Origin of the sequence: Chryseobacterium defluvii (genome assembly GCF_003634775.1) — a bacterium.
Lineage (GTDB): Bacteria > Bacteroidota > Bacteroidia > Flavobacteriales > Weeksellaceae > Chryseobacterium > Chryseobacterium defluvii.
The window spans coordinates 800,952-813,073 of the sequence record NZ_RBXB01000003.1 but is presented as its reverse complement, the minus strand read 5'-3'; the positions used below and the strand labels follow the sequence as shown (position 1 = coordinate 813,073).

14 protein-coding genes are annotated in these 12,122 nt (G+C 36.8%); 4 read left to right on the top strand and 10 right to left on the bottom strand.

The features are described from left to right. Nucleotides 1-60: 60 nt before the first annotated feature. The 5 genes from porD to BCF58_RS15615 form a co-directional block, all read right to left on the bottom strand. Entirely contained in the window at nucleotides 61-963 is a 903-nt protein-coding gene (gene porD / locus BCF58_RS15635) for a type IX secretion system protein PorD (RefSeq protein WP_121462730.1), read from the bottom strand. Nucleotides 964-1,000: 37 nt separating this feature from the next. Beyond that, nucleotides 1,001-2,206, bottom strand: coding sequence for a bifunctional phosphopantothenoylcysteine decarboxylase/phosphopantothenate--cysteine ligase CoaBC (gene coaBC / locus BCF58_RS15630; RefSeq protein ID WP_121462729.1), 1,206 nt, complete (start codon nucleotides 2,204-2,206; stop codon nucleotides 1,001-1,003). Nucleotides 2,207-2,319: 113 nt separating this feature from the next. After that, nucleotides 2,320-2,643, bottom strand: coding sequence for a DNA-directed RNA polymerase subunit omega (locus BCF58_RS15625; protein ID WP_121462728.1), 324 nt, complete (start codon nucleotides 2,641-2,643; stop codon nucleotides 2,320-2,322). Nucleotides 2,644-2,684: 41 nt separating this feature from the next. Continuing rightward, on the bottom strand, nucleotides 2,685-3,680 hold the full coding sequence (locus tag BCF58_RS15620; RefSeq protein ID WP_121462727.1) for an outer membrane protein assembly factor BamD: 996 nt from the start codon (nucleotides 3,678-3,680) through the stop codon (nucleotides 2,685-2,687). Between the two features lie 98 nt (nucleotides 3,681-3,778). Beyond that, entirely contained in the window at nucleotides 3,779-4,408 is a 630-nt protein-coding gene (locus BCF58_RS15615; RefSeq protein ID WP_121462726.1) for a TetR/AcrR family transcriptional regulator, read from the bottom strand. A 93-nt stretch (nucleotides 4,409-4,501) separates the two neighbouring features. Between BCF58_RS15615 and BCF58_RS15610 the strand changes: the two genes are divergently transcribed. From BCF58_RS15610 to BCF58_RS15595, 4 genes are all read left to right on the top strand, one after another. Beyond that, nucleotides 4,502-5,131, top strand: a complete 630-nt coding sequence (locus BCF58_RS15610; protein WP_228434821.1) for a TatD family hydrolase — start codon at nucleotides 4,502-4,504, stop codon at nucleotides 5,129-5,131. Continuing rightward, nucleotides 5,124-5,849: a tRNA threonylcarbamoyladenosine dehydratase gene (locus tag BCF58_RS15605; RefSeq protein ID WP_121462725.1), complete on the top strand. Its 726-nt coding sequence runs from the start codon at nucleotides 5,124-5,126 to the stop codon at nucleotides 5,847-5,849. Before BCF58_RS15610 ends, BCF58_RS15605 begins: the two co-directional genes overlap by 8 nt. Further along, on the top strand, nucleotides 5,849-6,223 hold the full coding sequence (gene rnpA, locus BCF58_RS15600; protein WP_121462724.1) for a ribonuclease P protein component: 375 nt from the start codon (nucleotides 5,849-5,851) through the stop codon (nucleotides 6,221-6,223). The genes BCF58_RS15605 and rnpA overlap by 1 nt, the downstream gene beginning before the upstream one ends. A 170-nt stretch (nucleotides 6,224-6,393) precedes the next feature. Beyond that, nucleotides 6,394-7,002 (top strand): DUF4126 domain-containing protein, encoded by a 609-nt coding sequence (locus BCF58_RS15595; RefSeq protein ID WP_121462723.1) that lies wholly within the window; start codon nucleotides 6,394-6,396, stop codon nucleotides 7,000-7,002. A 53-nt stretch (nucleotides 7,003-7,055) separates the two neighbouring features. Here the strand turns inward: BCF58_RS15595 and BCF58_RS15590 are convergent, their stop codons facing one another. The 5 genes from BCF58_RS15590 to BCF58_RS15570 form a co-directional block, all read right to left on the bottom strand. After that, entirely contained in the window at nucleotides 7,056-9,074 is a 2,019-nt protein-coding gene (locus tag BCF58_RS15590) for a hypothetical protein (protein WP_121462722.1), read from the bottom strand. A gap of 1 nt (nucleotide 9,075) precedes the next feature. Next, the gene (locus BCF58_RS15585; RefSeq protein WP_121462721.1) at nucleotides 9,076-9,627 is read right to left on the bottom strand and encodes an LptE family protein; all 552 of its coding nucleotides are present in this window, start codon (nucleotides 9,625-9,627) and stop codon (nucleotides 9,076-9,078) included. Continuing rightward, nucleotides 9,617-10,306, bottom strand: coding sequence for a hypothetical protein (locus tag BCF58_RS15580; RefSeq protein WP_121462720.1), 690 nt, complete (start codon nucleotides 10,304-10,306; stop codon nucleotides 9,617-9,619). Before BCF58_RS15580 ends, BCF58_RS15585 begins: the two co-directional genes overlap by 11 nt. A gap of 9 nt (nucleotides 10,307-10,315) precedes the next feature. Further along, nucleotides 10,316-11,596, bottom strand: coding sequence for a sigma-54 interaction domain-containing protein (locus BCF58_RS15575; protein ID WP_121462719.1), 1,281 nt, complete (start codon nucleotides 11,594-11,596; stop codon nucleotides 10,316-10,318). 94 nt (nucleotides 11,597-11,690) lie between these two features. Continuing rightward, nucleotides 11,691-12,116 (bottom strand): hypothetical protein, encoded by a 426-nt coding sequence (locus BCF58_RS15570; RefSeq protein ID WP_121462718.1) that lies wholly within the window; start codon nucleotides 12,114-12,116, stop codon nucleotides 11,691-11,693. Between the last annotated feature and the right edge of the window lie 6 nt (nucleotides 12,117-12,122).

Here is a 12,122-nt window from a genome sequence, read left to right as displayed (position 1 = left end):
AGGTACTGCAAATATAGAACTTTAGAATTCAGAATTCAATAGAAGGAAATGAAGCTTTTGCTATTTCCATTTGTTCCATTTGGATTCAGTATTCTTAGGAGAGAACATAATCATGAGCTGCTTCAGGTCATTGAGCACAATTCCGCCGTTATTTCCCGTATTAAAGATATTGAAGATCTCATCACTTTTATTATCCATGAAAAGATTGAAGAAATAATTCTGCTGGAAAGAGTTTTCATACATTTTCAGCTGCATCAGGGTATTAAAAATGATTTTTTTAGCCGCAGTCTGATCCTGGTTGAACAAATTATCCAATCCTGCTCTGTGGTATGTATAAATTGTGGAGCGCAACTGACTTAAGTTCGGGTTTACAATTTCCCCGATCAATATGGCACGGCTTCTTGGCTCATTGATCTGCCCCCATCCTTCATACCCTCTGTTCTGGGCATTCTGAGCAATCTGCTGTGCTTTGGCAAACCATTGTGAACCCGCCATAGACTGGAAACTGTCTGCATCATATCCTAAGATCAGATACACATAAAAACTGATGACATCAATTAAGTTTTTTCCGGAAAACTGTCTTTCATTGAAGATCAGGTTCTCGTTCTCAACATATTCAAATCCGAATTTGGTGTCCTGAAGGTTCAGAAGCGGAGATTCATACGTAGTATTGTACACCGGACGAACCGCCTGAACCACAATACTTCCTTTGAATCTATTTCCGTCTCTTTCTGAAATGACGATAGCAAAGTTTGACTTTACTTTTTCGAAATTCTGAAGCTTTTTCCCGGTCCAGCTTGTATTATTGATGAAGTCCCGAAGACTTTTTTCCAACGCTTTGTAAGCCTGCTGGTTACTTCCCCCCAATTGCTGGGCATTCACCTGTACTGTGGCCAGGATTTCCTGGGAAAAGCTGATGTTATATAAGAAAAGCAGTAAAAATAAGCTTATGATCTTTTTCATTCTGTTAGTAAAAATTGAGAACGGAAATTTATTAAAATTATTTTAAAAGTTGATTTTCAACAAAGTTAAGAATATCCTTCGCCACATCATCCTTAGATTTCAGTGCAAATTCTTTCTTTTCCGTTCGGGTAAATATTTTTATTTTATTGGTATCGTTTTTAAAGCCGGCTCCCTCATCGCGAAGAGAATTCAGAACAATCATATCCAGATTTTTCTTTTCCAGCTTCCCTTTTGCATTTTCTTCTTCATTTTGAGTTTCCAAGGCAAATCCTACTAAAAACTGATGAGATTTCTTTTCTCCCATTGTTTTAAGGATATCCGGATTTTTAATCAATTCGATAGTTAAGCTATCATCATTTTTTTTAATTTTTTCTTTGGCTACTTCCTTTGGGGCATAATCTGCAACCGCTGCACTCGCAATGGCGATATCTGCATTTTCATAAAACTCAAATACTTTAGCCAGCATTTCTTTTGCAGAAGTAACTCTATGAAGTTCTACATTTTTATCATTGATTACCTGAGAACTTGGTCCTGAAATCAGAATAACTTTTGCTCCTCTCCCGGATGCTTCTTCTGCTAATGAGAATCCCATTTTCCCCGAAGAATGATTGCCAATGAACCGTACCGGATCGATTGCTTCATAGGTAGGCCCTGCCGTAATTAAAACGGTTTTCCCTTCAAGGCTTTTATTCGTATGCCCTGAATTAAAGAAATCTTCTACTGCTTTAGCAATGGTTTCCGGTTCCGCCATTCTTCCCTGACCGATTAAACCACTTGCCAATTCCCCGCTTTCCGCCGGAATGATGAAATGCCCGTAATCTTCAGCCAATTTCAGGTTCTGTTTGGTAGACGGATGCTGATACATATCCAAATCCATTGCCGGAGCAATAAAAACAGGACATTTTGCGGACATATAAGTGGCAATAACCAGATTATCACACATTCCGTGCACCATCTTGGCTAATGTATTGGCCGTACAAGGTGCAACAATCATCACATCTGCCCATAAAGCCATTTCCACATGACTGTTCCAAGTGCCATTATCACTGTAAAAATCCGTATAGACGGGTTTTTTAGATAATGTGGATAAGCTGAGCTTGGTAACGAAATGTTCTGCATCAGGAGTCATAATGACCTGAACCTCGGCTCCTTTCTTCACAAAACCCCTGATCAGAAAGTGTATTTTATATGCAGCAATTCCTCCAGAGACGGCAATAAGGATTTTTTTCCCGGAAACACCCATGTAGTTTTAATTTTAGAATACTAATTTACTTATTTTTTCTCACGTTCAGAAACAGCAAAGGTCATAAAGAAATTATTCCTTTACGACCTTCGTTTATTTATTCTGCAGAAAAATTATTTTCTGTCTTCTGTTTTTCTGAAATAGATATCTTCATTCATCCATTCTTCAATAGCAATTGAAGTTGGTTTCGGAAGTTTTTCATAATGCTTGGAGATTTCAATCTGCTCTCTGTTTTCGAAAACTTCTTCCAATGTAGAATTATGCACAGCAAATTCATCCAATTTATTATGTAATTCCGTACGGATTTCTGCATTGATCTGCTCTGCTCTCTTTCCCATGATAACAATAGCCTCATAGATTGAACCTACTTTTGCTTCAATCTTATCTCTATCGTAAGTAATTGTATTTACTTCTGCTTTTGTATCTTTTACGCTCATTTTGAGAAATTTATTTTATTTTAAGATGGCAAATTTACGAATTATCTTTGAATTTTGAAAGTCGCAGCCGGCGGAGGTGTCTGAAGTGCTGCACTATCCCTCTGGATCTGCATTGCTTTCTTCTCTGCATCAATCTGATCTTTCATTTGTTGTTCCGTTTTTGCCTTTTCAGCGTTCTTCGCTTCCAGCTTTTTTTGTTTTTCCGTTAAAGCTGCGATTCTTGCTTCCGTCTGTTTTTTAACGACAACAAAATCTTTCTTTTCCTTTTCAAGTTTTTCTCTGATGTCTAAAGCTGTTTTCGCAACATCGGTATTCGGCATTTCTTTTTCGATCTGTCTTGTAAAAGCCAATGCGCTTTCAATACGCTCATCTTTAAGGTCATAAACAGATTTTGTAGCCAGCTCATAACGGGATTTTACGATATAATCATAAATTTTCGGACGAAGCTTTGTACTCGGAAAATCTTCCAATACATTATCCAGGGCTACATTTGCCGCTTTATAGTCACCCATCTTGAAATACTGTCTTGCATTTTCATAGGCTTTGAATTCTAACTTATAAGATAATTCATCAATAAGCTGGCTGATATTTTTAGATCTTTCGGAATTCGGATAGTTATTCAGGAAGTCCTGTAGCTCGTTAATCGCCAGTTCTGTACTCGACTGATCCAGATTATAATCCATAGATCCTTCATAGTAACACAATGCAGACATATAAGCTGCTTCTTCTTTTCTGCTGTCCTGTGGAAAGCTTACTGCAAAGTTTTTGAACTGGTGCCCTGCTAATTTATAGTTCTTGTCGTAATAGTTCGCGTATGCAGAATTGAAAACCACATTCGGAGCATCATCTGTTCCTGCTACAAGGTTCGGAAGCCTGTCGTAAAGAGCCAGTGCATTTTTCCATTTCTTTTTAGCAAAGTTTTCGTTAGCAACTTTTAAAATGTAGTTTTTGTCCGCACTTTTCATGGCTTTATCCTGCTGGCTAACACATGAAGCAACCACAACTGCCGCTAAGAGACCTAAAATATATTTTTTCATAAAAAATTCAACAGTTTCCGGATTTTTCCGATCTACTAATTTGCAAAAATATAACTTTTTTGCCAATAGATTTCTTTTTATGATTATTTAACGTAATTTTAGTCCGCAGCGTATCCCAAAATCGCAAAAACACTGAGTAAGAGGTTCATTCTTACTTTCTTTTCCGCTTCTTTTACATAGGTTTCCTCATTTTTGTTGGGAACATACAATTCATAGAAGTTTTTATTCCGGATCACAAAAAGGGTAGATCCTATAATGGTGGTAAGAATATCTTCCGGTTTCGGAGTAAAGGTAAAAACTCCTGAAGCGACTCCTTTCTTGATTACTTCATCCAGTTTTTTTACAAACAGCTGGTAAAAATCCAGCAATTCATCTTTCAGGTTTTCTGTGTGGCGTAACTCCTGGGTGACAAATCCGTGGAAATAATTATACTTAAACAACTGACTTACAATATATTTAATAATCTCTTTCATTTGCATTTCCGGTTTCCCTTCTTTAATGGTATCCGCAAATTCCGAAAAATTCTCCCTGGTTTTCAATACTCTGTATTGGTAGAGATAAGACATCATTTTTTCTTTGGAACCAAAGTAATAAGAAATCATGGCAACATTGATGTTGGCCTTGGAGCAGATATCCCGGACAGATGTTCCTTCATAACCTTTTTTAGCAATAAGCTCCTCGGCAATGTCTAAAATATGGATTTGTTTTTCTGTAAATTTTTTTCTCATAAAGTGTAGTTTGAGTAAAGTTAAGAAATTTTTAACATAATTATAAACGTTTGTTTAAGAATTTTACGCTAACTCAAATTATGAGTATTTTTGATGATGGATTTTTTTGATTTTCACCATCATAAAAAAAATATATCTTTCGGCGTTTACAATGTGAATATCGGAGAGATTCCCCACGGACATCTGTATTCAATCGGGATTCATCCTAAAGATATTAAGATCAATGCCGTTGAAAACCAGTTTCAATGGCTCCGATCCCATATTTCGGAAAGCTGTTTTGCCATTGGAGAGTGCGGGCTGGATTCTTTTGTTACAATAGATCAACGTATTCAGGAAGATGTTTTTTTAAGACAGATCAAGATTTCCAATGAACTCAGAAAACCATTGATCATTCATTGTGTAAGAAAGTTTTATGAGGTGATCTCATTCAGGAAAAAAGCGGAACAGGCAATGATTATTCATGGATTTAATAAAAAACAGAGTATCGCAGAAGACCTGCTGAAAAATAATTTTTATTTGAGTTTTGGAAAAGCTGTTTTGTATAATTTATCTTTGCAGGAAATTTTAAAAACAGTTCCTTTAGATAAGATCTTTTTAGAGACTGATAATGATGATTTTGTCATCAGAGAATTGTACCAAAAGGTTTCGGAAATCAAAGGAATTTCTTTGGAAAGGCTCAATGAGCAGATTATAGAAAATTTAGAGACGATAAAAAATGGATAAGTACTGGCTGGAAAGAACGGAACTTCTTATAAAGGAAGATGGAATTGAAAAATTAAGTAAAGCTAATATTCTGGTTATAGGTTTAGGCGGAGTAGGTTCTTTTGCAGCTGAGTTTTTAGCCAGAGCCGGAGTAGGAAATATGACGATTGTAGATGGTGACACGGTAGACATTACCAATATCAACAGACAGCTTCCTGCATTACATTCTACTGTTGGAAAACATAAAGTGGAAGTGGTTGCAGACAGGCTTTTAGATATTAACCCTGAACTTAATCTCATCAAAATCAACGAATTTCTAAATCCTGAAAGAATGGATGAAGTGCTGGATTCAGGAAAGTTTGATTATATTCTGGACTGTATTGACAGTGTGACTCCTAAATTATGCCTGATTAAGGCCGCAAGAAAAAGAAAGATCAAAATCATCAGTTCTATGGGAGCCGGCGGAAAAACCGATCCAAGCAAAGTGATGGTGAGAGATATCAGCAAAACTCATAACTGCTTCCTTGCCAAACAGGTGAGAAAAAGACTTAAAAAAGAAAAAATCCACAAAGGCTTCCGATGTGTTTTCTCGAATGAGATTCAGAAAGAGGAGAGTTTAAAGATGACTGACGGAAGTAATTTCAAAAAATCGTTCTATGGAACTATAAGCTTTATTCCTGCTGTTTTTGGTCTTTATGCAGCGGCAGAAGTAATTAATTTTTTAGTGAAAAAAGACTGATGCAGAACTTCAAATATCCCAGAGAAGAAAAACTCAAAAAAAACAGCGAAATTACTTTGCTTTTCGAAAAAGGTAAATGGAGGACCTGTGGAAATCTGAGGATCATTATTCTTAAGGATAAGCCTAATCATCCTGTTGAAGGCATAAAATTCGGGGTTTCTGTTTCTAAAAGATATTTCAAAAGAGCGGTTCACAGGAATCGTATCAAAAGACTTTTGAGAGAATGCTATCGTTTACATAAAGATGTATTTAAAGAAGCTTTTGGAGAGAAAACTATTGCGATGATGTTTTGGGTTTCTTCCGAAATGCCTGAGAAGTTTCAGGATGTGGAGGCTCAGTTTATAAAGTTGTGTCAGGCTCAAAAGAAAATTTAATATTTTTTCTCTCGCTGATTGAGCAGGTTCGCAGATTTTTTTGATTAAATAGGTGTAATTATATGTACAAATTTGTGAAGTCTATGGATGATTATTGATTGGATTTTAACAAATATTATAAATCTTGCATACTTTTTGTAACTTTAGGGAAAACAAATACTGAAATTAAAATGTTAGATAATGTTCCCTATGTGCCTTACGTAATCAGTGCTTTTATTGGAATCGGTCTGGCTGCCGCCTCCGGTTTCAGGGTATTCCTCCCTATGTTTGCCGTAAGTTTAGCTTCCTATATGGGCTGGATCCCGATGAATGAGCATTTTCAATGGCTTTCCGGGCTTCCTACGCTTATTACTACAGGAATCGCAACTATCGTTGAGGTTTTAGCCTATTACATTCCTTATATCGACCATTTGCTTGATACCCTTTCTGTTCCGCTGGCTACCGTTGCCGGTTCTGTTTTATTTGCAAGTCAGTTTGCCGATCTGGGTACTTTTCCTCAATGGGCTCTAGCTTTGATTGCGGGTGGAGGAACTGCTGCAGCGATCAGCTCGGGGTTTGCAGGAACAAGGGCCGCTTCTACAGCCACTACTGGCGGACTCGGAAATTCCGTAGTAGCTACTACAGAAACTGCAGGAGCAGGAATTATGTCTGTTCTGGCAATGGCCGCTCCGGTAATAGCAGCGATCTTTGCAGTTGTTTTGGTAATAGTAGTTATTTTCGTCGGACGAAAAGCGTGGCGAAAACTGCGGAGTAGCAAAGATGTTATTGATCATACATAAAAAATCCCGGCCATTCATGGCCGGGATTTTATTTTAGACGCAGTGAATGACAATTAATTTTTCCCACGTATATCTTTTATTTCCTGAATTTTTGATTCGAAATACTCTTTCTTTTCAGGGTGCTTGTTTGCGAGTATCTGAAATGCATTAATCGCTTTGGTATACAGTTTTTGTTCAAAATACAGCTTGGCCAGTGTTTCCGTCATTAAGTGGGAAATATCATCCCCTTTTTCTTTTATAACAAAATTGCTTTCTTCTTTGAGTTGGGTGATTTTCGGATTGTTCTCAATGAAGGAATCAATGACTTTGATTTTATCTTCAACTTTCGGCTTTTGGATTTCTTCCTGTGTCCTGTCAATTTTCAACCAATTTTGCCATGTATTGATAAATCCGGGAACATTGCTTTCATCTACATCAGAAACTTTAGATTCTTTTTGAGATTCTTCTGTAATTTCCTCTTTCTGTTTTCTTTGAGGCTCATTCATGGACCAGTTTGAACTAAAGAATGAAACATTCATGACCGGAGCCTCTTCCTGTTTCTTCTCTTCATTTTCAGTTTTCGGGGCCTCTTTATCTTCTTTAAGCTCTTCTGTGACCGTATCAAACTTCTCTGAGTGGTCTTCTACCAATTCCGGCAGATCTTCTATGGAAGGAAGAACTTTTTCCTGTTTTGGAGATTCAACAGCTTTTTCAACTTCCGGTTCAGCCATTGGAACAGGTTGAGGTGTATTGATCAATGAATCCGGAACATGAGATTCAAAACTCATGGGCTTCCATGATGCTTTCGTTTCTACTTTTGTTTCAACCTCAGCTTCATACTTTTCAGCTTTAATCACAGGAACCGTATTCTGAGGAATTTCCGGCTTTACTTCCTGTTGCACTTGTTCAGATTTTTTTTCTTCCGCTTTTATCTCCTCCTTCTGTTCTGAAACAATCTCAAAACTTTGGGTTTCTGCAAAATTAATATCATGACTTTGAATTTCAGGCTCCGCTTCTTCTTTTTCAGGAGAGGCTTCTTTTTTAGCCTTCATTTTTTTCTCTACTTCCTCAATCAAACGTCTCATTTCCTCTTCATATTTATTAATCCCTGACTGAGGAGCATTTTGTTTTATTGTTTCTGCTGAAGGAGCAGGCTGTATGGTAACTTCGGGCAGGAATGGCTGTAATCCGTGGAAACTTAATTCTTCCTCATCACGAACTGAGCTTTTTTCTTGTTCTGAAGTAATTTCTTCTTCATTGATGATCTTTTCAGGAGTAAATTCAGCAACTCCTTCCGGTTTATTCACGTCTTCCTGCTTATCCTTTATCTCTTCTGTATTCACCTGAATAGTAACTTCAGGCAGGAAAGATTCTGTTTCATGGAAACTTAATTCTGCTTCATCACTGATTTCCCGTTTTTCTTCTTCTGAGGAAATTGTTTCTTCTTCAATAATAATCTCAGGGGTGAATGTATCTATTTCTCCTGTTTGTTCATCGGAAGTACCTTCATTTGAAGGCTCCACAGGTTCCTGCTCATTGATATCCTCTTTCTTCTCCTGCTTATGGGTAACGATAACCCCGGATTCTAATGTTGATTCCAGATCGATCGTATCCAGGTTTTTATCTTCAAGGAAATTTTCTTCTCCTTCGAATAAAATCCTGTTTCTTTCCCCATTCACATAGATATGCTTAACTTCCGGCTGTGGTTTGCCCAATAAACAAGCTGCCTCTTCAAACTGACTTTTCCCAGAAGGCATTTTATCTTCAATAATTGGCTCTGCAGGATGAAGAACCTCCGTTTCCTGAGGAGACACAAGGGTCTCTTCTTTACTTTTTTCAATGATCTCAGGCTTCGATTGCTGAACCTTACCATTAATTAATTGATACAGAATTTTTTTATCCGTTGTATAGGCTGCTGTAACAGAAAGTTCTTTTTGATAGTTTTCTTTGTCATAAAGATGGACTCCATATAAATGCAGCGCCCTGATATTTTGGATGTAGGGAAAAGAACTGATTTCCTCTTTCAGAAGTCCGAGGTCTTCTGACTGAATATTTTTCGGGTTTTTTAATAATTCTAAAACTCTTGGATTCATGTTACCAATTCGCTACAATATCGTTAAATATTTTATTAATGATTCTATCTGTTACTATCTTCACCTGAGAGGCTTCAATATCACTTTGCGACAAATTGCTGTTAAAAACCGCCTCATCAGAATAAGTTCTGTCAAAACTTGAATCAGGGTGAAGCTTATTTTCATAATGAACTTTTACCGTAATCGTAAGTTTATTCTGTGAATCCTGGATGATTCCCCCCGTATTGGTAGTTTGGGTATTGGAACTGATAGTCGTAGGTGATATGGAATAATCCGTAATCTCTCCTTCGATCAGAATATCCGGGTTTTCTTTGGTTCCTTTCAGTGTGGTTCTTTGCAGGAACCTGTTTTGAATATCCGTTGAAAACTGCTGTGATAATGTTGGGTTTACATATGCTGCATTATTAGGAAATTCATTGATCTGCACTGTTTTTTCATCGGTCAGGGATGATCCGGTGAAGCTATAGCAGGAATGTAAAACTCCCAGACAAAGAAGCAAAATCCCAACCACTAAAGGCTGTTTTATAAGAATAATCTTGTTTTTAATATTCATTTTTATGTCCTATTTCTTTAATCTCATCATATTCAATCTGCTGAATAGCATCTTCAAAGGCAAAATAATGAGTGGTGTATAAATATGGCATTGTTATAAGTATCCCAATTCCGCAAAGCAATATTCCCAGTTGAGAAAGAAAGCTTATCACAATACTAAATAAAAAGATGGATAACAGGTTGTTTTTGGTCATTATTTTAGACATATTCCATGCTGTTTTGATGTCTTTTACTCCTCCCAGAGAGATCAGTGCCGGAATATAAAACGCTTTCAATGCTAAAAAGATAATAACAATCATGATTAAAAAAACGTAAAACATGAAAAACAGACCGAAAACAGGTGATGGCTCTTCATTATGTCCCATGAAAGGAAGCACAAAAAACATAGGAATATAAATGGCAAACACAATTCCAATAATAATTAGCTGATAGATAATATAGGATGAAAAATCATCGAAGTTGAAAATCTCCGAAGGATTTGCCGGTATGCCATTATTTACTTTTCTGCAATACTTATAGAAGTTTCCTGCAGCCATAAGTCCGCAAAATGGAATAATGGATAAAACCATACAAAAAATAAAGGCCAGGAAAAAATTCCCAAAGTCTTTTTTCAAAAGTTCATATCCTTTGTTCAGGTAATCATTGAATTTAAAATCAATTGGTCTTGCTGTAGCTTTCATTGTTTACGTTTACTCTTCGAGGTTATATTGTTTTATTTTTCTATATAATGTTCTTTGTGATATGCCCAATTCATCCGCCGCTTTGTTCCTGCGTCCTTTATGCTTCTCCAAAGCTTTGATAATCAAATCTTTTTCATTGTTTTGCAAGGATAAGGATTCCGGCTGGTTTTCTTCCACTTCAATATCTTCCACATCTTCATAATGATCTTCGGAGTTCGAGATAATAGTTGGGGTCTGAACCGGATTGTTATTTTCAAAATACAATAATGAATTCGAATTGACAGTCTGTTGGGATTCCGGAGTATAAATTCTGTTGATCAGATTTTTCTCCTGATGACTTAAATCTGCTGCTCCTCTATTCTTTATCAGTTCCGAAGTTAAGGATTTTAAATCATTAATATCGCTTCGCATATCAAAGAGGATTTTATACATAATCTCTCTTTCGCTTGCAAAATCGTTTTGTTTTGGAGTATTCGGGTTATTGACCACCATTGGAAGATGGGTTTCCATCGGGATATATTCCGCCAGTTTTTCTACGGTAATATTTCTATTCCTTTCCACTACGGTCATTTGTTCCACCAGGTTTCTCAACTGACGGACATTCCCCGGAAAGGTATAATTTTCTATATAATGAACGGCACTCGGATCAAGCTCCAGTTCCGGCATTCTGTATTTCTCTGCAAAATCAATAGCGAATTTCCTGAACAGCAAATGAATGTCTCCCTTTCTTTCCCTTAAAGGCGGCATATCAATCTGAACTGTATTCAGACGATAGAATAAGTCTTCACGGAATCTTCCGTCATGGATGGCCTTCATCATGTTTACGTTGGTGGCCGCAACAATTCTCACATTGGTTTTCTGTACCTGCGAAGAACCCACCTTCATAAATTCTCCGCTTTCTAATACTCTTAACAGGCGGACCTGTGTCTGCAAAGGTAATTCTCCCACTTCATCAAGGAAGATCGTTCCTCCGTCTGCTACTTCAAAATATCCTTTTCTTGTGGCTGTAGCTCCGGTAAAGGCGCCTTTCTCATGTCCGAATAATTCGGAATCAATGGTTCCTTCCGGAATAGCGCCACAGTTGACTACAATATAAGGCTGATGCTTTCTTTTAGACTCTGCATGGATAATTTTCGGGATAAACTCTTTCCCTACACCACTTTCTCCGATAACCAACACGGAAATATCTGTTGGTGCCACCTGGATTGCTTTTTCCAGGGCACGGTTTAAAGCTGGAAAATTTCCGATAATTCCGAAACGGTTTTTTATATTTTGTAACTCGTTGCTCATAAGTAAATGATAGATTATTATTTAATTAAATTCTACTTTATTGCTGACGTAGAATTCCGGTTAATTTTAAAAATTTGAATGATTTTTTTAATTATTAACCTAATAAATTCAAATAATCCTTGTTTCTGATTTTCGAAACTTTAGTCTTAAAATATAACGTTCCTAAAGAACTCTTTTTATTACGGCTCTCAAAATTTTCAAGAACGACATCCTCCCTTTCATTTCCAAAGCAAAAACCGGCATCCTGATAAATTTTTCCGAATTGCTTTTCGGATACTGATTTTCCGATAACCGCAATTACATTTTGCTTATGGTGTATGGTATGATAATACTTCGTCTTCTTTGCAGAACACGATTCTTGTGTATTCTCTGAATTTTGACAGTCTAACAGCTGAGTATATATTTCGCACAGCTTTTTGTATTCATTAGGTCCTATTGAACCATTGATGATCTGTGCCGAAATATTTCCACAAATTATCACCAATAAAACACTAAGGCAATATTTCTGAAATTTTTCCATTGTCTG